Origin of the sequence: Flavobacterium pokkalii (assembly GCF_014596575.1) — a bacterium.
In the GTDB taxonomy this organism is placed as follows: domain Bacteria; phylum Bacteroidota; class Bacteroidia; order Flavobacteriales; family Flavobacteriaceae; genus Flavobacterium; species Flavobacterium pokkalii.
Genome location: NZ_NASZ01000035.1, coordinates 1 through 22,018, shown reverse-complemented (window position 1 = coordinate 22,018; position 22,018 = coordinate 1). Strand labels below are relative to the sequence as shown.

Here is a 22,018-nt window from a genome sequence, read left to right as displayed (position 1 = left end):
GAGAATTTAAGCTTTAGAGTTATTTTATCATTTGAGCTTATTCTTTGCTAATTTATTAATTTTATTTTTCTATTAAACAAAAAAGCTCCCGTTGAGGAGCTTGTTTGTTGATTTTGCATCGAGATTTTATTTCTTTTTCGAAACTTTCATATTCAATACTTCCACCATTAGCGAAAATGATATAGCAAAATACAAATAACCTTTAGGAATAGGGGTTACATGGCTGCCAAAAATAAGAGCATTTGATAAATGTGCACTTTCGGTCAATAACATCAAACCAATTAAAATCAAGAACGACAATCCTAAAATTTGAATCGAAGGATGTTTGTTAACAAAAGTCCCCACGGGAACGGCAAATTGCATCATGATTAAAACCGAAATAATCACCGCTGTTATCATAATGTATAAAGCGCCGGCAACACCGTTAGTCATTCCTACGGCAGTCAAAATACTGTCAAAAGAAAAGACTAAATCAATCAGGATAATTTGAATAATAACGCTGCCAAAGGATTTCGCCGCCGATTTTTTAATCTCTTTTTCTTCTTCTCCTTTGTGATCTACTTTTTCCCTGATTTCGTTGGTGCTTTTGTAAATCAGAAACAAACCTCCTAATAAAAGAATGATACTCTGTCCGGAAATTTCGGCGTGTATCCAACTAAAATCAAGCGTGACCCAAGGTTCTTTCATGGCAATCAAAATTGTAATTCCAAAAAGGAGAACGATACGCATGAACATCGCCAGAAACATTCCGATTTTGGTTGCTTTTTTACGGCTTTCTTCAGGTAATTTTCCCGTGGCAATAGAGATAAAAATAATGTTGTCAATTCCCAGAACAATTTCCAGAAACGTTAGGGTTAATAAGGCAATCCAAGCATCGGGATTTAAAAATACTTCCATTTTGTGTGATGAGTTATGGGTTATCAGTTATCAGTTATCAGTTACAGGTTTATTCTATGTGAAAGTAGCTATGATATTGTATTTTAGGACACTAAAAATACTTTTAATCTGAAATTTTGGTTACAGTTCCTCTTTGTTTTTGGTCAGAACCTACTAAACCAAATTCAAAGGTATAAGTGTTCCCTGAAGTGTTCAAAATTTTCATTCCAATCGCTTTTTCTTCGGCCATGTTTTTAGGATGGATTTTTTTCAAAATATATTCGCAGTCATTTACCCAACGAATCGAAGCTGTATCGGTTTTTCCTTCAAATGTTTCGATTTCGATGCTGTCATTGCGTTCAAAAAGCGTTACTTTTTTTACTCCGTTTACCTCGTGTTCAAAACGGAATTTACCAGTTTTAAAGTCCTTGCAGTTGTGTTCGGCCTGATAGCAGGAAACGAAAGCTAAGAATAAAGGAAGAATGATAAGTTTTTTCATTTTTATTGAATTTTAATATCGTATTTGTCTAAAAGTCCGGGAATTCCCTGCATCGAAAATTTGGCTTTTCGCATCGGGTTAAACTCGGGGTCAATTTTATAATTGTAAGCAGTCAGGAAATTCACTTCTTTCAATTGGGTATCGTTAAAAATAGCATTTTCCAGATTGCAATTGTCGAAAACCGAATTAGAAAGGTTTGTTACAATAAAACTGACTTCTTTCATCGAACAGGAAAGAAACCTTGTTTTAGGCATTTTTTTATTCGAAAAAGAAGCGAAATCTAAAATACAATCAGAAAAACTTACTGCAAACATAAAATCGGCACAATGGTTAAATTGAATTCCGAGTAATTTGCAATTGGAGAAATGTACTGTTTTTAAACTCGTTCCGGTAAAATTGACCATCGAAAGATTGCAATTGATGAACTCACAATCCATAAAAGTATTGTTAGAAAAATCACTATTTGAGAAATCACAGTTTTTAAAAACGCAGTCTTCAAATTCGCGATTGCTCACTTTTTTATTGATGAAAATTACCTTTTCAAAGGTTTTTTGAATGTGAATGAGTTCTTCCATTAATCGTTAAATAAAGCTTTCATGATAAATTGCAGTCCTCTAAAGGCCAAAATAACAGCCGCAATACAAAATGCAATTCCGAATCCCAAAACCAGGTAATGCCATGCATTTTGCTGGTTCATAAAAGCATTATGGATGAATGAAGGGCCCATGAAAAGCAAAGGCAAAGCTCCTGCTAAATATTTGACACCTTTAGATAATAATTCTTTGTTTGTAGACATGTTTTTTTAGTACTTAGTGATGAGTCCATAGTCCTTAGTCTTTCGGTTGTCCAACTAAGGACTAAAAGACTAACTGCTGTGGACTATTTAGAATTATAAAAATCAATTGCTTTGCGCACGCTGCCGTGTTCTTTTAGTAATTGAGCGGCTTCTTCATAACTCACCGGAATTTCGCCCATAATCATTTTAGTTCCGCGGTCAACGAGTTTGTTGTTGCTCAATTGCATGTCGACCATTTTGTTGCCTTTAACTTTCCCAAGCTGAATCATCGTGGCAGTCGAAATCATGTTTAAAACCAGTTTTTGAGCGGTTCCGGCTTTCATACGTGAGCTTCCCGTTACAAATTCGGGACCTACAATAACTTCGATTGGAAATTGTGCCGTTTGCGAAAGCGGACTCGCTGCATTGCAGGAAATACTTCCGGTTATGATATTATTTTTATTACAGGCTTCTAATCCGCCAATGACATAAGGAGTAGTTCCCGAAGCAGCAATTCCTACCACCACATCATTTTCGTTAATATTGAATTCCTGTAAATCAATCCAGGCTTGAGTAGCATTGTCTTCGGCGTTTTCCACCGCTTTGCGAATGGCTTTGTCGCCACCGGCAATGATTCCCACCACCAAATCAAAAGGAACTCCAAAAGTAGGAGGACATTCGGAAGCATCCACCACACCTAAACGGCCAGAAGTTCCGGCGCCAATATAAAATAAACGTCCGCCTAGTTTCATTTTGGCAACGATTTGGGTTACCAAATTTTCAATTTGCGGCAGTGCTTTCTCTACAGCAAGCGGAACAGTTTTGTCTTCATTATTGATGTTGGTCAATAATTCAGTAACAGACATTTTTTCAAGATGTTCGTATTTTGAGGATTGTTCGGTGGTTTTTATGAAGGTCATTTTTTTTTTTTTTTTTTGAGTTTCTGAGTTGCAAAGATTCAAAGGTACTAAGTTTTTAGAAGAATAGTAGAGAGGTTTTGGGGGCTTTTGTTTTTGAAATGCAAGTTGTCCAACAGTTAGCTTTGTCCTATTTAGGTTATTTTCGAGGCAAGAAAAAACCTTTAATGCAATCCATGTTACGGATGCATATTTGTATATGACTTTTCTTTTGAACACCTGCACCTGGAAATGCTGGACCTCCTTCAGTAAATACACCTCTCGCGGTATCAAATTCTTTTAAAGGTGTGGTATTGTCTTGTTCGATTTCTTCCCTAATTTTTTGATGAAGATATTGGATTACAGCACAATCTAATTCTCGTATCAACAAGTCTTTGTGCTCGTCTTCTTTTACATCTTTATTTTTAGGTAATTCTTTATCGATACTGGTAAAATCCTTTTGCATTAAGTCATAATAGACAGAAAGCATTTTAATGAATTCACTATCAATTAAATCTAGGCAATAATCAAGTGTAAAGACAACTCCAATTACGGAAGCTTTTGTGATTTTACCTTTTTTTTCTTTGTCTTTAGCCCATTGTAAAGCTCTATCGTAATTGTTTTCCCAAACATAGAATCCATGACCTAACCAATCAAATGGTTTTTCACTAATCTTAACTTTTTTGGGCTTTGTAAGAAGTTGTAAGGCTACAGATTCATCACAACCATGAAATCCGATTAAAAGATTAGACCTCGAACTGTACATTATTCAGTAACAGATAATATGCGTTTTAAGTTAGGAAAAGATTTAGTCATTTTTCCTTCTTTAGTAACAATACCAGCAGAACTCAAGGATTTAATCGCAGATTCTTTAGAACTCTGTTTTTTTTCAAGCTTTTTTGCTAAAGCTATAAGTAATGATGTTTGACTTTTATTCATGACTAAAGATGATTGGTTTTCAAATGTACAAAATAAAATTGTATTTTTTATTAGCTTTTTTTGAGCTTACTTACAACTATTAAATAAATTATGATATTACTTAATATTCGGTAACAGACATTTTTTCTAAATGTTCGTATTTCGAGGATTGTTCAGTGGTTTTTATGAAGGTCATTTTGAGTTTTTTTATTTGGTTATTTGTGGATTTGGCTATCGAAAATTACATTAATAAATAACCAAATTCATAGATTGAAATTTATAAAAAATAAGCCAATACAATTCCTAAAACAATCATCGAAACTTTGGCAACATTAAATTTATGTCCCTCGCTGGTTTCAAAAATAATAGTTGAAGAAATATGGAATAATATTCCGATTACGATGGCGGTGATTTCGCTGTGATATTCGTTTAATCCCGTAAGATAATCAGAAGCAAAAGTTCCCAGTGGCGTCATCAACGCAAAAGTAAGCATGAAGGCAAAAATAGCCTGTTTGTTTAAATGCGAATTGATGAAAAAAGTGGTCAAAATAATAGCAATAGGCAGGTGGTGAATAGCAATTCCCAACGCTAAATTGGAGTGATTATGTCCTACAGGGAATCCTTCCAAAAAAGCGTGAATGCAAAGACTGATAAACAACAACCACGGAATATGTGACATATTTGGATGTCCGTGAACGTGACCGTGCTCAGCACCTTTGGAGAAAAATTCCAGAATAATTTGGAACAAAATCCCCATCATGATAAAAATGCCCATACTTCCTTCATGCGAATGTCCGTCTTCATGTACATGACTTTCGTAAATTTCAGGTAATAAATGCATTACCGTTAATGAAAGCAAAAACGAACCGCTGAATGCCAATAGCAGTTTGAGGTTGCTTTTATTTTTTGGTTTTAAAACCAAAGCAATACTGTATCCTAACAGTACCGAAAGTAAGGGTAATAGATAATTCATTTAATTGAGTTGAATCGTTTAATTGTTTTAATCGTTTAACCGCGGATTTGTTTATTCGATGAAACGTTTGGACAAATTAACAGTTAAACACAGCAATCTATTTAAAAATCATGATTAATCGTTCGCTTTCTGTTTTATGAAATTTCTTTAGTTTGTAATCGCCAAAAATATCCAAAAGGTAAATGCCGGCTTCTTCCATCATGGCTTCAAAGTCCTGTAACGTCAGGGCTTTTACTTTTTCGGTAAAATGGTATTTTTTGCCTTGGTCTTCAAAGTCAATTTCTTTAAAAATATGTCCGTCGGCAATATAACGTTTCAGGTGAAAATCGATTCCGTCCACGGTTTTTACTTCTTCAGGAACTAAAGAGTCAATTACCTGATGCACATTCATAAAGTCAATTACTGCAAATCCGTAATCGGTTAAGCTGTTTTTGATGGCTTTTAAAGTGACTAAATTGTCATCGTCATTTTCGAAATAACCAAAACTGGTGAACAAATTAAATATAGCATCGTATTTTTCTTCAAATTCTTCGCGCATGTCGTGTACTTTAAAATGCAGACTTTCATTTGAAAAATTACTGGCTTCAGCAATGCTGTTTTCGGATAAATCGGCACCAATGACATCAAATCCTAATTGGTTCAGGTAGATGGCGTGACGGCCTTTGCCACAGCATAAATCCAAAACTTTGGCTTTTTCCGGCAGATTTAAATAATGCGTTAAATTGTCCATGAAAAGCTGTGCTTCACGGTCGTTGCGTTCTTTATAAAGGATGTGATAGTAAGGAGTGTCAAACCAGGAACTGAACCATGTTTCATTTGTTTCTTCCTGATTTGTATTTGTTGGATTTTGTACTGCAGACATTTATTCTTTTCAATTAATTCTATCCCGCAAATTTAGTGTATTTTTGCTGAAAAATTGGCAAAGCAAGTCGATTCGACGTATTTGAATTGCCAAAAAAAAATATAAAATTTATTATAAATCTGATTTTGTTGAAAATTGGGTTTGTTTTAATCAAAATATAAAATGGAAGAAAATTTTAAGATGATTGCTAAAACCTTTTTTGGTTTTGAAGAAATATTAGCTACCGAATTACGAAATTTAGGAGCGCAACAAGTCGAGCAGGGAGTACGAATGGTGAGTTTTAAAGGAGACAAAGGCTTTATGTACAAGGCTAATTTGTCCTTAAGAACTGCATTGAAAATCTTAAAACCAATTTATTCTTTTAGAGCCAATAACGAAAAAGCGTTGTATAAAGGTGTTGCTGCGGTAAACTGGTCAAAATATTTAAACGCCAATCAAACTTTTGTGATTGACACTACGGTACATTCGGAGTATTTTAATCATTCCGAATTTGTTTCTCAAAAATGTAAGGATGCGATTGTGGATCAGTTTAGAGAAAGAACCGGTCAGCGTCCGAGTATTGACAAGGCTTATCCGGATTTAAGAATCAACATTCACATCGACAAAGATCAGGTTTCAGTGGCATTGGATACTTCTGGAAAACCTTTAAATCAGCGTGGTTACCGTACTTCTACGAATATTGCACCGATAAACGAGGTTTTGGCAGCAGGAATTTTGTTGCTTTCGGGTTGGGATGGTCAGTCTGACTTTTTGGATCCAATGTGTGGTTCCGGAACTTTTTTGGCTGAAGCAGCGATGATAGCCTGCAATATTCCGGCAAACATCAACCGTAAAGAATTTGCTTTCGAAAAATGGAAAGACTGGGATAATGATTTGTTTGACAAAATCACCGATAGTTTATTGGGGAAAGTGCGTGAGTTTCATTATACGATAAAAGGTTATGACAAAGCGCCTTCGGCGGTGATGAAATCGAAAGAAAATATCCGAAATGCTAATTTGGACGAATATGTAACGGTTTCAGAACAGAATTTTTTCGATACAGAAAAAACTTCGGAAGGCAAATTACATATTGTATTTAATCCGCCTTACGATGAGCGTTTGGATATCCATATGGAACGATTTTATAAAAATATTGGCGACACTTTAAAACAAAGTTATCCGGGAACGAATGCCTGGTTTATCACCGGAAATTTGGACGCCTTGAAATTTGTAGGCTTAAGACCTTCACGAAAAATAAAATTATTCAATGCCGGACTCGAAGCTCGTTTGGTAAAATACGAAATGTACGAAGGAAGTAAAAGAACAAAGTTTCAGGAGAGAAGTTAGAATTTATGAGTTATGAGTGTAATAGTTAACTTAAAACATAAAATTACAAAAAATCAATTATGACAAAATTACAAGTTAGAGCATTTTTATATCAATTAGGATGTTTTGCTATTTTATTTATTTTATTTCGCTTTTTAGTGCTAAAATACAGTGGATTGACTGGGATTTGGATTCCTTTTACAGCATTTGCAATAGCTACATTAATTGGCCCGAAATTCCAGGCAGTGAAAACTAAAGACGGAGAAAAATTATTTATGAAATGGATTTTTTCTAAAGATGTAAAGGAAATTGGTTAGCCAGATTGGAGATGCCAGAATGCAGTCTGCAGAATACAGTTACAGTAAGTATTTCAGATTAGATTAAAAATAAACATATAAAAACCGCAAATTCGCTAATATAATCTGCGAATCTGCGGTTTTTTATTTTACATTAATTCTTCGTTCCAAAATCTGCTTTCTGCAGACTGAAGCCTGCTTACTTTTTCGCAGTTTTCTTCTCAGCTGGTTTTACAACTTTCTTGAAAATTGGAACAAAATAAGTTACGGTATAATTGAATCCTACTCCAAAATCACCATTATAAGTGCGATTGAATCCCGGAATATACAGATTTTCAAAACCACTTGGTTGTTTGTTGCTGATTAATCGGTTGAATCGAATACTGAAACCTAAGAAAACATTGTTGAATACTTTAGCCTTCATTCCGGCAACGACTTCAATCCAGCTGGCGGTTAAACCATTGTATTTTTGACCGGAAGTTAAAGCCGGTGTTTCTCCAAAATATTGGTCGGTGTTGTAAATTCTGTAGGTGTTTAATTGTTGGTTAAAAGTACTGAAACCATATCGCAAACCAATAGAAATAATGTTTTCCATATCCAGCCAGTTTTCGTAACCGTTGTAATCAAAACCTACTTTGATATAGGAACCTTTGGTGGTGAAATTCACGCGTTCGTCATCGGTGGTTTTGTTTTCATTTCCAACTTCGGCAGCCAAATAATGTTTTTTACTAAGACGGTAATCTCCCACTAATTCTAAACCAGTGTAATCTTTGTCATAAAAACTACGGCTTAATTTGAATAAATCGATTCCGAGATGTAATCCGTAACGGTCTTTTTTTACCGGTGGTACAATAGAATCGGTTTTGGTAGTTGTGGCTGTAGTTTTTGCAACAGCAGTTTTTTTAGGAACCACTCCTTCGCTCACACTGTCTTTGGAAACTGTTTTGGTTTCTTGCGCTTGGGCAAAAGACAAAGACAAAAACAGTAAACTACTAAAAATATATCGCAAGGTGTGTTTCATTTTCGTTAGTTATATTACTATTTTCAACTGCAACATATTGAATCCATTTTTGATCGGCAGTTGCTGCATCAGTGTGAATAAATGGATTTGTAGCGTCCAAAACAAAATTTGTTTTAAAACCACAGGCACGGGAAACAAAGATGTTTTCTCTGTTGTAATTGAATTCAATGATATCTTCATTAGCAGGAGCTGCAACATTAGTACTACCGTAATTCAGAATAAAATGAAATTTAGTTACATCAACATCTACTTTTAGCGGAATAGAAATGGTACTTCCATTGAATAAAGTACTTCCGTTGTAGGTTACAGCTTCTTCCATACCATCGCCAAAAATGCTCAGATTAGTCACATTTTTCTCTGCCGAAGCATTGTTGTAATCATAAAATGTAATCACAAGCCGTGGTGTTGTAACCGTATTGGCATCGCAAATATCGTCTTTCTCACAAGCGGAGAAGGAGAGGCTAAGTGCAAACAGTAATAAAAGTATTTTCTTCATGTTTTTTAGTTGTCAGTCCTCAGTCCTTAGTCCTTGGCAGCTTATTTGAACCTACTAAGGACTAGGTACTAAGTACTAATTATCTTCTTTCCAATAAAACTACATTTTCCACATGATGGGTTTGCGGGAACATATCTACCGGACGTACTTTGGAAACTTTGTATTTTTCGTCCATCAAAGCTAAATCACGAGCCTGTGTAGCCGAGTTACAGCTCACATATACCACTTTTTCGGGAGCAATTTTCAGGATTTGTTCTACTACATCTTTGTGCATACCGTCACGTGGAGGATCGGTGATAATCACATCCGGTTGTCCGTGCTGAGCAATAAAAGCGTCGTTGAAAACCACTTTCATATCTCCTACAAAGAACTCACAATTGTCAATGTTATTGCGTTCGGCATTGGCTTTGGCGTCCTTAATAGCATCAGGAACACTTTCAACACCAATTACCTTTTTTGCTTTTTTAGAAACGAATTGCGCAATCGTTCCTGTCCCGGTATATAAATCGTAAACGGTTTCATTTCCGGTTAATCCGGCAAAATCTCTCGTGATTTTGTACAATTCATACGCCTGATCCGAGTTGGTTTGGTAAAAAGATTTCGCATTAATGCTAAATTTCAAACCTTCCATTTCTTCCAAAATATAATCTCGGCCTTTGTACAAAATAATATTTTGATCGTACAAAGTATCGTTGGCTTTATTGTTTACCACATATTGCAGGGAAGTAATCTGAGGGAATTTGGCATGCAAATGATCCAATAGTAATTCTCTGTTGGCTTGATCGTCTTCAAAAAACTGAATCAAAACCATAATTTCTCCGGTCGAAGCTGTGCGCAACATCAAGGTTCTCAATAATCCGGAATGTTCTCTTGGATTAAAGAAAGTCAGTCCGTTTGCATTGGCAAAATCACGCACTTCGTTGCGAATCGCATTCGATGGATCTTCCTGTAGATGACATTTTTTGATGTCCAGAATTTTGTCCCACATTTTTGGGATGTGGAATCCTAGAGCATTTTTATTGTCTAATTCTTCGCTGCTTCCGATTTCCGCTTCGGTTAACCAACGGCTATTGGAAAACGAAAATTCCATTTTGTTTCTGTAGAAAAACTGTTTTTCAGAGCCTAAAATGGGTTCGAATTCCGGCAATTCTATTTTTCCAATACGCTGCAAATGGTTTTTTACCTCGTTTTGTTTGAAAAACAATTGCTGATTGTAGTTCATGTTTTGCCATTTGCAACCGCCGCAAACACCAAAATGCTCACAAATTGGTTCTACGCGATGCTCAGATAATTCGTGGAATTTAACGGCTTTTCCTTCGTAATACGCCTTGCGTTTTTTGAAAGTTTGCACATCAACCACATCTCCCGGAACTACATTCGGGATAAAGATTACTTTACCATCCGGAGCCTTCGCTACCGAAACGCCTTTTGCTCCTGCATCAAGGACTTTTATCTGATGAAAGACAACTTTGTCTGTATTTTTTCTACCCATGGCGCAAAAATAAGTTTTTGCGCGCTTTTATAAATTCAAATTGGGAAATATTTTTGAAAAGAGTGTTTTTTGTTATAGTTGTAAACGTCACTTCGAGTGATTTTTCGTAATGAAATGAAGAAAAATTTTATCGAGAAGTTTCGTTTATATAAGTGTTCTCGATACTTCAAACTAATTTCTGTCGCAAATTAGTTTTCAACTCGAACTGACTTACTTTTTGACTTTTTTTTGAATAGCAAGATTAAGTCGCTTATCAGATAAGTTAAAACAATACCAATACCAATAAATATTTTGATATTCATTTCTTTTGGCGATAAATAAGTTATAAAAAACCAAATGAAAAATATGCAGAAAGGATAAAGAAATAATCTTGTAAAAAATTTAGGTGTAGTAAACTCGTTTTCTTCTTCTTCAGATTCTATTATTAATTCAGGATTTTTCTTTTGTTCAATATTTTGAATAGTATCTTTAAGTTCTTTAGTTAAAAGGTTTGTTTCGTATTTTCTTGCCTTTGATAAAATTAACTGCAATAGAAAAATAATTACTGAAAGACCTGTTGCAAAAATTAATGAAGTTTGTAAATTTTCAAATATTGCTAATAAAATCACTAAAATTAGAAAAAAGATAAAAGTAAATTTTTCTGAATATTTATGATATGGATTTTTTTCAATTTTTATTTCTTTAAGATTTTCGTTTCTATCAAAGTTTAATATATAAATTGGATAATATCCCCTTAAAAATTCAGATGAACGCCATAGTAAAATTTGATTAGATTTGATTTCTCCACTGTATTTTATTGTATTTCTAAAGAATGCATCTTTCCAATGATTTTTTAGTGTACTTTTTTTATGTTCAATTACTAATTTTTTGATGTCGGTTTTATTAATCATATTGTAAATTACAAAATTTAAGAAAATCTAATTACTTAGTTCGTTTCAAATTAACAGGATTCTGTCTGGAATCAAAGACATCAATAATTTCGATACGATTTTCAGCTTTATTAATCCTATAGATTATTTTGTGGTTTTTGTAAACTAAATATCTAAACTCATTTGGTCTGTCAATAAGTAATTCTTCAATTTGACCTATTTTGGGTTGCTTTTGTAGTTTTAAACTTTCTTTCGCTATTCCAAGAGTTATATTTTTAGCGACTTTTAAACTTGTATTTTCTTTGTAGTATTCGAAAATATCTCGAAGTTGTGTTTTAGAAAAATCGGTCCAGTAAATTTTTAGCTCCATTTCTCTATCTCAGAAATTAAGTCATTTACTTCGGTTGTTTTTCCTTTTTTGGCGTCATCTAAAGATTGGTCAATACGCTGATTCAGTTTTTCTCTACTCATAGGTTGAAAAGTATCTGTTTTTTCTTTTTTCAAAATACTTTCCAATCGAGAAATAGTTTCCTCGCTCTGTATTTTAAGGAATTCCTGAATAAACGATATTTTTCTGGCTTCTAAATTCATAGCATTTAAATTTTAGACCAAAATTACAAAATCTATTTATATCGGTTATGAATTTTTGATGAAATTATATTTTTTAATATTGTCAAGTTTTTGATATATAGTTTTTTAATTGAAAAACCTCGTTTACCCAAAAGAGGAGCAGTAATTTTATTCAATTACATATTTTACGTTTACTTGTACTTCAAACTTTACTTTTTGAAATTCAGTAAAAATTGGTTCTGTTGCTCTTGAACCATAAATACTTGACATCCCTCTAATCTGAATTCCTGGTGCTTGTCCTTGCAAAGCATTTGAAATTGTATTTACGTCAGATATAAACAGAGCTTTTCCTATTTTTTGATTTAACGGCTTTGCAAGTCTTTCGGCTGTCAATTTCGATTTTTCAACTGCTTTTGATTTTAGATCGAGTAATAGTTTTTCTACTTTGGAATATTCGGTTCGTTCTATTGTAACGTTAGAAATTCCAACACTTTCTAATTCAGCTAATACTTTTCCTGCTGTTACTGCATTTTTAACTATTAGAGAATACATTTTAGACTTAATTACATTTTGACCTTTTAAAAAGAAACTTTTGAAATTGCTTGAAAAGTCTAAAAGCGATAAGTCTTTTTCAGTATCAATGTTCAAATTTTTCAAAGTTGTTTCAAGTTGTTTTTCTTGTTCCTCAACTGATTTTTTGTTTTTACTATCCGCTTCGTTCAAATTAATTGAAATATAAATTTTGTCAGGCACAACAAGTGTGTCAACTTTTGCAGTAGTTTCAACAAATGGTTGGTCAATAAAATTCTTTTGAGCAAATGTCAAAGTTGTTAATGTCAGCAGAATAATTGTTAAAAGATTTTTATTCATATTTTCGGTTTTAATATTACGCACAACTTGTATTAAGTGAAACAAACTTTCGTATAAACACCCAAAATCGGGTAGATAAGCGAAAGTTTGTTTCGCTTTATTGTTTTCAAATATATAAAATATTCTTACAAGAGATTATTTGATGTCATAAAAAAAACCTCGTTTTCACCCAAAAGAAGAAAACGAGGTTTCGTATGTTAAAGATTGAATTTTTTAAATCATTAAATCTTTTAATTTTTCAATTTAAAAATTATAAATCCGATCTTAAGATTGCTCCGTTACTAGCGTTAGTAACCAGAGAACGGTATTGACCTAACCATCTTGATGTTAATTCTTTTTTCAACGGAACAAATTCTGCCTTTCTTTTTGCGATTTCTTCGTCAGATAAGTTAACAGATAAGATGTATTGGTCCACGTCAATGTGGATTTCGTCACCATCTTTCAATAAACCAATCATTCCACCTTCGGCAGCTTCAGGAGAAACGTGACCAATAGAAGCACCACGAGTGGCTCCACTAAAACGTCCATCAGTAATTAAGGCAACTTTGCTACCCAATCCCATTCCCATAATTAAGGAAGTAGGAGCCAACATTTCCTGCATACCAGGTCCTCCTTTTGGTCCTTCGTAACGGATAACTACTACATCACCCGCTTTTACTTTACCACCCAAAATTCCTTCGATAGCTTCCGGTTGTCCGTCAAAACAAACGGCTTTTCCAGTAAATACACGATCTCCGGTAATTCCGGCAGTTTTAATAACCGCTCCCTGCTCAGCAAGATTTCCGTATAAAACAGCCAATCCACCTACAGCAGAATATGGATTGTCAATAGTGTGGATGATATTAGTATCTTTGATATAAGCATCTTTGATTTTTTCGTGAAGTGTTTCTCCGGTAATGGTTAAGTTGTCTAATAAAATATCATCACCACGCTTGGTCATTTCTTTCATCACCGCATTTACACCTCCTGCAGTATTGATGTCTTCCATGTGAACGGTTGATAAACTTGGAGAGATTTTAGCAATATGTGAAACTCTTTTAGAGATGCTGTTGATGTCTTCTAAGTTGAAGTCTACATTCGCTTCTTTGGCAATAGCCAACATGTGTAAAACAGTATTCGAACTTCCACCCATAGCCATATCTACTGCAAATGCATTACGTACGGCTTTTTCGTTAAGGATATTTTTCAATTTGAATTTTTCTGTTTGCGCAGCGTCTTTGGCAATTTCGCAAATTCTTCTTGCCGCCTGACGGTATAATTCTTCACGCTCTTTTGTTAAAGCTAAGATTGTTCCGTTACCCGGAAGGGCAATTCCCATGGCTTCCATCAACGTATTCATAGAGTTAGCGGTAAACATACCAGAACAACTTCCTCCACTAGGACAAGCATTACACTCGATATCTTTTAATTCTTCATCGGTAATTTCACCCAATTCGTGTTTTCCAACAGCCTCAAAAGCAGTTGCCAAATCGATAGGCACACCGTCTTTAGTATGTCCTTTTTTCATTGGTCCACCACTTACGAAAATAGTAGGCACATCTACACGTAAAGCACCCATAATCATACCCGGTACGATTTTATCACAGTTTGGAATTGCAATCATAGCATCCAATTTATGTGCATTCATCACCGATTCGATAGAATTGGCGATAATTTCACGAGAAGGTAATGAAAAAAGCATTCCGTCATGCCCCATGGCAATACCGTCATCTACTCCGATAGTGTTGAATTCAAAAGGTACACAGCCATTGGCTTTGATTTCTTCTTTAATCACTCTGGATACACGATCTAAAAAGAAATGTCCCGGAATAATTTCGATGTACGAATTGGCAACTCCAATGAATGGTTTGTCAAAATCTTCATCTTTTAATCCAGTTGCTCTGAATAATGATCTATGCGGTGTTCTTTGATGTCCTTTTTTTACTTCATCACTTCTCATAATAAAACCTGATTTTATATACTTTTTAAAAGTTGTATGATTATAATTTTTTTTCTGGGCGCAAAGATAGGTAATCTTTTAAGTTAAATCTTTGCCGTAAATAGAAAAGCAGTGATAATATTGCGTTAAAACGTTATATTTAGAAAAGTTCTACTGAATTTATTATTCTATTGATACCTTTGTTTTTAAGATTTATCAGGATGAATAGTATTTTAAAAATAAAAATCAGCACAATTTTAGTTTTGGTTATTTTTTGCTTTGTGTTTTTTAGTTGTGACAATAGTATAAAAAACGGTCAAGAGCTTTTTTATCGGGCAATAAAAGATAAGGATACTGCTTTGTTACGCTTTACAAAGCTGGAAGACAATCGGTTTTTTGGGCAATATGAAATTCGGTACAATGGTTTTCAAAAAGATTCCGGAGAAGTGAGAGGAATTATTGTTGGTGATACCATCAAAGGCAGTTTCTATTATATGCCTTACGGCGGCGGAGTTTTAAAACGCTATCCGATTGCTTTGTTGAAACGAAAAAAGAAATTGCTTTTAGGTAAAGGAGTTATTTCAGTTTACATGGGAATTCCTTCTTTTTTAAAAGGCGAGCCAATTGATTACAGTAATCCTGAGTTTGTTTTTGAAGAAATAAAAGAATAAAAATAATTCGAAAAATAATCCGTCCCGATTCCCGATAGCTATCGGGATAGAGACGGATTTTACTTTTTAGTTTAAAGCAATCAGACAATCTGAGAATGTTGCTTCTAAATGTTTTTGATAAGATTTCATGTCTTTTTCAATATTGGCATTTTTTTCTACATCATGAAAATGATAACTTTTTAGTGGAGTCATTCCGGTAAAAGCGTTCATCCTGTGAAAACCAAAGAAAGCACCCTCATCCACCGATTTTTGATCGAAAAATTCTCCCGGAAGCGTAAAAGCAGTTGCGGGCGCGTTCCATGTGGTGGTGAGCATGTATTTTTTGCCCTGCATCAATCCTCCGGTTCCATAATTGATTTCCGGATTGTCGGCTTTTCTGCCGTCGCTGCGGTAAATTCCTTTGTTGTGTCCGGCAGTAAACACTTCGTCAATGTATTTTTTAAAATTGTGCGGTACCTGAAACCACCATACTGGTGTGTGGTAGATAATAACATCGGCCCAGGCAAATTTACCCACTTCTTCTTCCGCAGCATAACCATTTTCTATGGTTGTGGTTTGAATAATAACATCGTTAGATTGACTAAAGAATTTTTGAGTTGTTTCGGTAATGGTATTGTTGAATAATCCGCCTGAATGGCCAAAATTTTGTCCTGCATTAATGATGAGTATCTTTTTCATAAGTTGTTTTCTTTTTTTGTTGTTACAAAGTTACAGGAGGTTTTTGTATTATTAAAATAATATAAATTATACATTTGTATTATAATTTTAATAATTTGTTATGGTTAATTTGGAATGGTATCGCACCTTTAAAGCGATTTATAAAACGGGGACACTCACCAGTGCTGCCGATGCTTTGTTTATATCCCAGCCGGGAGTGAGTTTACATTTAAGTTCTTTAGAAAGTTATGTGGGTTACAAACTTTTTGACCGTACAGGTCGCAAAATGATTCCAACCGAAAGGGGAAAGATATTGTATAATGCTATTGCCGAAGGCTTGAAAATACTGGAAGAAGCCGAAAAGAATTTTCAACGAAGTACCGAAAAACACACGCCGACTATTAGTATAGGGATGTGTTTTGAAACTTTTCAAATTACCCTAGAGCAATATATTTCGACTTTGCCTTTTAATGTGATTATTCGTTTTGGTGAATATCCGGAAATGCTGGATAATTTGGATAAAGGAATTTTAGATTTAATCATTTCGCCGCAAAAAGGGAATTCGTCCAATATTTGCTATGAAGCTTTTTCTTCTGAAACCATTGTTTTAGTGGGAGGTAGTCAGCTTGATGATTCGGAATTTCAGCAGTTAGTAAAACAAAAAAAATATGCAGAGGCAGAAAGTTATTTAAAAACGCAAAAGTGGTATGGAACCACAGGGGATATGGAGCATCTTTTTCGTTTTTGGCAATTGAATTTTGGCAATTTTCCTGATTTCAGACCCAATTATATTGTTCCAAATATTCATTCAATAGTTCGTTGTTTAAGTAATGCCAATGGACTGGCTGTTATTCCTGATTTTTTATGTCAAAAAGAAATAGCAAACGGCGCCGTAAAATTGCTTTGGGAAGGACATTCAAAGTTAGAAAACACTCTTTATTTTGCCAACAGAAAAAACACCGCTTACGGGAAAGAACTGGATTTAATCAAGGATTTGTTTCGAAAAGTGATGTTGTAATTCAACCCAGAAGGAAAAAAATCAATCTGGGTTGATACTTTATTCTACCACAAATTATGTACTTCTTTTTTGATGTAATGATTGTAAATTTCGTTCATAGCGGCAATTTTTTCAGGAGTTAAAGCCGGTAAATCCAGAGCAGAAAGATTAGATATAACATGACTTTCAGTTGAAGCTCCCGGAATAATACAGCTTACTTCTTTAAAACTTAAAATCCATTGCAGGGCAATTGGAGCCAAATTTGCAACTTCAGGGAATAATTTTTTCAGTTCGTTAACCGCAATTAGACCTAATTCATAATTTACTCCTGAGAAAGTTTCTCCTTTGTCGAATGCTGCACCTTCGCGGTTGAAAAAACGATGGTCTTTGCTGTCAAAAATAGATTTCTCAGAGAATTTTCCGGTCAAAAGTCCACTGGCAAGAGGTACACGGGCTATTATTCCGATGTCTTTTTTCTTAGCCTGATCAAAAAGTAATTCGGATGGACGCTGTCTGAACAAATTGAAAATAATTTGAATCGAAGTTACATTTTCAAACTCCATGGCTTTGAGACCTTCTTCTACTTTTTCGACACTGACTCCCAGATTTTGAATTTTCCCTTCTTTTTTTAATTTGTCAAAAAGTTCAAAAATTTCAGGGCGGTAAAAAACTTCGGTAGGAGGACAGTGCAGCTGAATTAAATCCAGTGTTTCTAAGCCTAATCTTTGTAAACTGTCTTCTACATATTTTTGCAACACTTTAGGTTGGTAACCTTCATTTACATGCGGATTGATGTGACGACCACATTTGGTAGCCACATAAATACGTTCGGAACGGGAACGAATAAGTCTCCCTACTGCTTTTTCACTTAAACCGTTTTCATACACATCAGCAGTATCAATAAAGTTGATGCCTTTATCGATAGCTGTGTTCAAAAGTTCGTCGGCTGACTGATCATTAAATGGAGAACCCCATTTTCCGCCTACCTGCCAGGTTCCGAGTGCAATTTCGGATATTTCAAAATTAGTTTTTCCTAGTTTTCGATAGTTCATGGTATTTTTTTTAGTTGTTATTTAAAGTTTTTTTAATAGCGTTTTCAATCATCGGGCTCATAATTTCGTAGCCTGCAGTATTGGGATGAACGTGGTCTTCGGATAATTCGGTTTTTAAACCATTTTCGTTGTTTGTCATTACTGAAAAATAATCGACAAAAGGAATGTGATTTAACAACGCGTATTCTTTTAAAATAGTGTTTAATTCGATAATCCGATGTGCCGGTTTTTCCTTGGGATTCCAATAAAAATAATTCGCCGGCAAAACGGAACAAAGAATTACTTTTATTTGATGAATTTGAGCCAATTCAATCATTGAAAAAATATTGTTACAAATCATTTTGCTGTCAGAAAGACCTGTATTTCCGGCAATGTCGTTGCCTCCTGCTAAAATTACAACAATTTTTGGTTTTAATTCAATGACATCCGCTCTAAAGCGCACTAACATCTGAGGTGTGGTTTGTCCGCTGATGCCTCTGTTGATGAAAGTAGGATTTTGAGAAAAAAATGAATGTTCTTTACTCCAGAATTCCGTAATCGAATCGCCCATAAACACCACTCTTTTTTCGCCTGTTTTGGGTTCGCCTAATTGAGCATTTTCTTTTTGGTATTTTTTTAAATAAGGCCAGTCCTGCATGAGTTTGTTTACTGATTTCGATAAGAGCAAAGCTAATAAATTTATTTTAGCCTGCACTTGGTGAAATTGAGAATAAAAAAGCGACTATTTTTTGTGTTGTTTTTTCGTACATTTGAACAGTTTCAAATTTAAGTGATATGAAATTGTATGAAAAATTATCCGCTATAAGTTTTTTAAAGAAAAGTTATGCTTTTAAGTTTTTGTTTGTTGCTTTCATAGGAATTCATATTCCTTTAATTGGAATTTTACTTTTTGTGCTATTTGCCAAAGGGGATTTTTCGGTTGCCGGTTTATTAGTCTTTTCGTTGGTTATGACATTGATTGCTACTGGAGTAACCTTATGGATTCTGAAAAAATTAATTCAGCCCATTGAATTGGCATCCAAAGCATTAAATGATTATAAATTTAAAAGAACAATTGTTAATTTGCCGGTACATTTTTCGGATGAAGCAGGATTGTTATTGTTTAATATCCACGATTCTATTTTAGAAAGTGAGTCGTTTATAACTGAGAAGCAGGATTTGATTTATCTGCTTTCGCATGATTTAAAAACTTTTGCAGGGAATCCAAAATCTTTGGCTACGTTGATTTTAGAAACCAATCCTTCTGATGAAGTGAAAGAATTGGCGCAGTTGATTTGTGAATCCTCAACTGAGCAATATCAATACATTCAAAATTTTATCCAAATGCTGAAAGAACAGGATGAAATGTTACAAACCAGTCCGGATGTTAAGTTGGTTGATTTGGAAAATATAATTCAGGTGGTTGAAAATCAAATTTTTCAATCTGCGAATGCCAAGAGAATTCAATTGGTTAAAAAATTAGATTTAAAAACGCTGCAACTGGTCATTAATCCCGAATTATTAACCCGGGTGATTTATAATTTAATGAGTAATGCAGTTAAGTTTTCTTTTTTCGACTCGGTAATCGAAATCCAAAGTTTTCAGGACGAAAAAGGATTACATATAAAAGTGATAGATAAAGGGGTTGGTTTTGATAGTGAAAACAGTCAAAAAATGTTTGATAAATTTACTAAAATGAGTAGGTTAGGAACTTCTAACGAATCTTCTACCGGAATTGGTTTGTATTTGTGCCGGCAAATTATAGAAAAGAATAATGGTCACCTGACAGCCACTAGCGAGGGGAAAAATAAAGGAGCAACTTTTACGATTTCTTTTTAGAAATATTCTTAATAATAAAATCTAAAATGTTGATTATGTAGTTGGTAGTTTTTTTTGTGCGTTCATCGACAATGTAAAATATTGTATGACTAATTGTATAAATTAGTTACGGTTTTTTGAAATTCAGGTCAATTAATGATGTTTTCTGTTATTTCAAATAATTACGATTTGGCATACTTTGTTTATTTTAATTCATTGCGTATGAAAACAATTCTACCCTTTTCCCGATTTTTATTTTTTGTTTTTTTGATTACTAATTTACTGTTTGCCAATATCTCTTTTGGTCAAATTGTAATGCTTGACCAGGCCGATTTAGATTATGCTCCGGGCGAAACCGTTTATATTAGCGGTTCGGGCTGGCAACCCGGAGAAACGGTAATACTAGAAGTGGATAATCTTACAAATCCCGATGTAGATTGCGGACATGTAACTCCCCAACCTCATGAATCCTGGACAACCGTGGCTGATGAAAATGGGAATTTTACGGCTTCCTGGTATGTGAATGATTGTGAGTTAGGTGCCGATTTAATGCTTGGTGCTTTAGGTTCGTCTTCGGGGTTCACTTATGAAGTTTTTTTTACGGATGCTAATGTAAAGTTTACTACAACAGGGTTACCAAATGGTATTAATGTGACAGTTAGCTATTCTGGTTCTATTTCTGGTTCTGTAACATTTTCAACAAGTGGAAGTGGAGCATCAAATAATATAGCATTGACAGGGATTTATTCATTTACTTATCCTTCTATAATCACCGATGGGGTAAATACTTATAGTCTTTTAAGTACAACCCCTATTTCACCTACAAACATACAGACAAATGGTTCTACAACAATAGCTGGTAATTATGGCGCATGTATTGCACCTGCGGCACCTACAGTAAACAGTCCCGTAACTTATTGTCAAGGATCTTCATCAAATCCTTTAACAGCAACTGGTGACAATTTATTATGGTACACATCAGCTTCAGGTGGAACAGGAAGTACTACGGCACCAACTCCTTCTACAACTTCATTAGGAACTACAAGTTATTATGTGAGTCAAACGATAGGGTGTGAAAGTCCAAGAGCAAAAATTGATGTTGTAATTAACGGTGTCAATCCCGGAGTAATAGGAAAAGGAGCAACGCAGCCAGGTCCGGGTTGTGGAACTTTAAATCCGGGTATAACATCAGAGGTTATGGCAGCTAGTGGTTTGGGGACAATTAGTTATATTTGGCAAGTGAGTACAGATAACGGAGGAAATTGGACAACTGTTACTTCAGCAACATCTAGTCAGTATAATCCAGATTCTTTTGCAACAACTACATCTTTTAAAAGAATAGCCACTTCAACACTTAATGGTATTGGCTGTTCTGCTGAATCAAATGTTTTAACTTACGAGGTTAATCCAATACCAGTTGTCGCATCTATATTGCCTGGTGGAACGACTAATGTTTGTGAAGGTTCTTCTTTTCAATTGTCAAATGCTACTTTAGGAGGTGTTTGGAGTAGTGCTGATCCTGCAATAGCAACAGTAAGCACTAATGGTTTAGTTACAGGTATAACTTCCGGTGATGTAAGTGTTACCTATACTGTTACTGATGTAAATACAGGCTGTTCTAAAGCAGCAAATAAAACCATTCATGTTCTTGCTTTACCAACTGCACCAACAGCAGTAAATTATTCCGGAGTTTATGATGGAGCTTCCCATACAGGAACGGCTACTTCGAATCTTGGAGAAGAAATTGATTGGTACACAACCGCTACCGGTACAATACCGACAGTTGCTCCTGTAGGTACGAATGTAGGAACCTATTCTGCTTATGCGGAAGCCAGAAATACAACATCGGGTTGTAAAAGCGCAACTAGAACATTGGTTACGGTGGTAATTACTCCAAAAGCAGCTACCGTAACAGCTAATGCCAAATCTAAAACTTATGGAGATTTGAATCCAACATTAGATGCCTCTGTTACCGGAACGGTGAATGGCGATGTTTTGGATTATTCTTTAGCAACCACAGCAGCCCAATTTTCATCTGTTGGTGATTACCCAATTACAGTTACTTTAGGTTCAAATCCCAATTACAATGTAACTCCAACCAATGGATTGTTGACTATCGACAAACGTTCAATAGAAATCACAGCAGATGCTAAGTCCAAAACTTACGGAGATACTGATCCTGCGTTGACTTATCAAATTACCTCAGGA

The 22,018-nt window shown here is 34.7% G+C and carries 26 protein-coding genes; 6 read left to right on the top strand and 20 right to left on the bottom strand.

The annotated features are described in order from the left end of the window. Nucleotides 1-126 precede the first annotated feature (126 nt). The 9 genes from B6A10_RS15860 to B6A10_RS15820 all read right to left on the bottom strand — a co-directional run bounded on the left by B6A10_RS15860 (nt 127) and on the right by B6A10_RS15820 (nt 5,799). Complete coding sequence (locus B6A10_RS15860) at nt 127-897, bottom strand: TerC family protein (RefSeq protein WP_026715158.1); 771 nt, start codon at nt 895-897, stop codon at nt 127-129. Nucleotides 898-1,000: 103 nt separating this feature from the next. Continuing rightward, nucleotides 1,001-1,375: a hypothetical protein gene (locus tag B6A10_RS15855; RefSeq protein ID WP_055090170.1), complete on the bottom strand. Its 375-nt coding sequence runs from the start codon at nt 1,373-1,375 to the stop codon at nt 1,001-1,003. Between the two features lie 2 nt (nt 1,376-1,377). Continuing rightward, on the bottom strand, nt 1,378-1,950 hold the full coding sequence (locus B6A10_RS15850) for a pentapeptide repeat-containing protein (protein WP_188221643.1): 573 nt from the start codon (nt 1,948-1,950) through the stop codon (nt 1,378-1,380). Beyond that, nucleotides 1,950-2,171 (bottom strand): DUF6095 family protein, encoded by a 222-nt coding sequence (locus B6A10_RS15845; protein ID WP_188221642.1) that lies wholly within the window; start codon nt 2,169-2,171, stop codon nt 1,950-1,952. Before B6A10_RS15845 ends, B6A10_RS15850 begins: the two co-directional genes overlap by 1 nt. Nucleotides 2,172-2,254: 83 nt before the next feature. After that, the gene (gene murQ / locus B6A10_RS15840; RefSeq protein ID WP_262891633.1) at nt 2,255-3,112 is read right to left on the bottom strand and encodes an N-acetylmuramic acid 6-phosphate etherase; all 858 of its coding nucleotides are present in this window, start codon (nt 3,110-3,112) and stop codon (nt 2,255-2,257) included. A 94-nt stretch (nt 3,113-3,206) separates the two neighbouring features. Next, a complete protein-coding gene (locus tag B6A10_RS15835) occupies nt 3,207-3,812 on the bottom strand; it encodes a hypothetical protein (protein ID WP_188221640.1) in 606 nt (201 codons plus the stop codon). Continuing rightward, nucleotides 3,812-3,985 (bottom strand): hypothetical protein, encoded by a 174-nt coding sequence (locus B6A10_RS15830; RefSeq protein WP_155960809.1) that lies wholly within the window; start codon nt 3,983-3,985, stop codon nt 3,812-3,814. Before B6A10_RS15830 ends, B6A10_RS15835 begins: the two co-directional genes overlap by 1 nt. 256 nt (nt 3,986-4,241) lie before the next feature. Next, nucleotides 4,242-4,937, bottom strand: a complete 696-nt coding sequence (locus B6A10_RS15825; RefSeq protein WP_055090182.1) for a ZIP family metal transporter — start codon at nt 4,935-4,937, stop codon at nt 4,242-4,244. A 97-nt stretch (nt 4,938-5,034) separates the two neighbouring features. Beyond that, nucleotides 5,035-5,799, bottom strand: coding sequence for a class I SAM-dependent methyltransferase (locus B6A10_RS15820; protein ID WP_188221639.1), 765 nt, complete (start codon nt 5,797-5,799; stop codon nt 5,035-5,037). Between the two features lie 162 nt (nt 5,800-5,961). Here B6A10_RS15820 and B6A10_RS15815 point away from each other — a divergent pair, with 162 nt between their 5' ends. Further along, nucleotides 5,962-7,125, top strand: a complete 1,164-nt coding sequence (locus B6A10_RS15815) for a THUMP domain-containing class I SAM-dependent RNA methyltransferase (RefSeq protein ID WP_188221638.1) — start codon at nt 5,962-5,964, stop codon at nt 7,123-7,125. Nucleotides 7,126-7,184: 59 nt separating this feature from the next. After that, nucleotides 7,185-7,421: a hypothetical protein gene (locus tag B6A10_RS15810; RefSeq protein ID WP_026715167.1), complete on the top strand. Its 237-nt coding sequence runs from the start codon at nt 7,185-7,187 to the stop codon at nt 7,419-7,421. A 178-nt stretch (nt 7,422-7,599) separates the two neighbouring features. Here the strand turns inward: B6A10_RS15810 and B6A10_RS15805 are convergent, their stop codons facing one another. From B6A10_RS15805 to ilvD, 8 genes are all read right to left on the bottom strand, one after another. Continuing rightward, entirely contained in the window at nt 7,600-8,421 is an 822-nt protein-coding gene (locus tag B6A10_RS15805) for a DUF6048 family protein (protein ID WP_188221637.1), read from the bottom strand. Continuing rightward, nucleotides 8,393-8,917, bottom strand: coding sequence for a DUF6452 family protein (locus B6A10_RS15800; protein ID WP_188221636.1), 525 nt, complete (start codon nt 8,915-8,917; stop codon nt 8,393-8,395). The genes B6A10_RS15805 and B6A10_RS15800 overlap by 29 nt, the downstream gene beginning before the upstream one ends. Nucleotides 8,918-8,996: 79 nt before the next feature. Continuing rightward, on the bottom strand, nt 8,997-10,409 hold the full coding sequence (gene rlmD, locus B6A10_RS15795; RefSeq protein ID WP_188221635.1) for a 23S rRNA (uracil(1939)-C(5))-methyltransferase RlmD: 1,413 nt from the start codon (nt 10,407-10,409) through the stop codon (nt 8,997-8,999). 188 nt (nt 10,410-10,597) lie between these two features. Then, complete coding sequence (locus tag B6A10_RS15790; RefSeq protein ID WP_188221634.1) at nt 10,598-11,299, bottom strand: hypothetical protein; 702 nt, start codon at nt 11,297-11,299, stop codon at nt 10,598-10,600. A 31-nt stretch (nt 11,300-11,330) separates the two neighbouring features. After that, nucleotides 11,331-11,648, bottom strand: coding sequence for a type II toxin-antitoxin system RelE/ParE family toxin (locus tag B6A10_RS15785; protein ID WP_188221633.1), 318 nt, complete (start codon nt 11,646-11,648; stop codon nt 11,331-11,333). Next, nucleotides 11,639-11,869: a hypothetical protein gene (locus B6A10_RS15780; protein ID WP_188221632.1), complete on the bottom strand. Its 231-nt coding sequence runs from the start codon at nt 11,867-11,869 to the stop codon at nt 11,639-11,641. Before B6A10_RS15780 ends, B6A10_RS15785 begins: the two co-directional genes overlap by 10 nt. Before the next feature lie 147 nt (nt 11,870-12,016). Continuing rightward, the gene (locus B6A10_RS15775; RefSeq protein ID WP_188221631.1) at nt 12,017-12,718 is read right to left on the bottom strand and encodes an SIMPL domain-containing protein; all 702 of its coding nucleotides are present in this window, start codon (nt 12,716-12,718) and stop codon (nt 12,017-12,019) included. Nucleotides 12,719-12,968: 250 nt separating this feature from the next. Beyond that, a complete protein-coding gene (gene ilvD / locus B6A10_RS15770) occupies nt 12,969-14,657 on the bottom strand; it encodes a dihydroxy-acid dehydratase (protein ID WP_188221630.1) in 1,689 nt (562 codons plus the stop codon). A gap of 200 nt (nt 14,658-14,857) precedes the next feature. Between ilvD and B6A10_RS15765 the strand changes: the two genes are divergently transcribed. Continuing rightward, a complete protein-coding gene (locus B6A10_RS15765) occupies nt 14,858-15,307 on the top strand; it encodes a hypothetical protein (RefSeq protein WP_188221629.1) in 450 nt (149 codons plus the stop codon). 66 nt (nt 15,308-15,373) lie between these two features. Here B6A10_RS15765 and B6A10_RS15760 read toward each other — a convergent pair whose 3' ends face one another. Then, a complete protein-coding gene (locus B6A10_RS15760; protein WP_188221628.1) occupies nt 15,374-15,985 on the bottom strand; it encodes an NAD(P)H-dependent oxidoreductase in 612 nt (203 codons plus the stop codon). Between the two features lie 100 nt (nt 15,986-16,085). Between B6A10_RS15760 and B6A10_RS15755 the strand changes: the two genes are divergently transcribed. Then, the gene (locus B6A10_RS15755) at nt 16,086-16,982 is read left to right on the top strand and encodes a LysR family transcriptional regulator (RefSeq protein WP_188221627.1); all 897 of its coding nucleotides are present in this window, start codon (nt 16,086-16,088) and stop codon (nt 16,980-16,982) included. A 44-nt stretch (nt 16,983-17,026) separates the two neighbouring features. On the opposite strand, the gene B6A10_RS15750 is transcribed toward B6A10_RS15755, so the two are convergent. Next, entirely contained in the window at nt 17,027-18,013 is a 987-nt protein-coding gene (locus B6A10_RS15750) for an aldo/keto reductase (RefSeq protein ID WP_188221626.1), read from the bottom strand. 10 nt (nt 18,014-18,023) lie between these two features. Further along, nucleotides 18,024-18,680 carry an SGNH/GDSL hydrolase family protein gene (locus B6A10_RS15745; protein WP_238929430.1) on the bottom strand — a complete coding sequence of 219 codons (657 nt, stop codon included), beginning with the start codon at nt 18,678-18,680 and terminating at the stop codon, nt 18,024-18,026. 107 nt (nt 18,681-18,787) lie between these two features. Here B6A10_RS15745 and B6A10_RS15740 point away from each other — a divergent pair, with 107 nt between their 5' ends. Together B6A10_RS15740 and B6A10_RS15735 are read left to right on the top strand one after the other, a co-directional pair. After that, nucleotides 18,788-19,831, top strand: coding sequence for a sensor histidine kinase (locus B6A10_RS15740; RefSeq protein WP_188221625.1), 1,044 nt, complete (start codon nt 18,788-18,790; stop codon nt 19,829-19,831). A 201-nt stretch (nt 19,832-20,032) separates the two neighbouring features. After that, nucleotides 20,033-22,018: MBG domain-containing protein (locus tag B6A10_RS15735; protein ID WP_188221624.1), on the top strand; the 1,986-nt coding region annotated here is incomplete at its 3' end.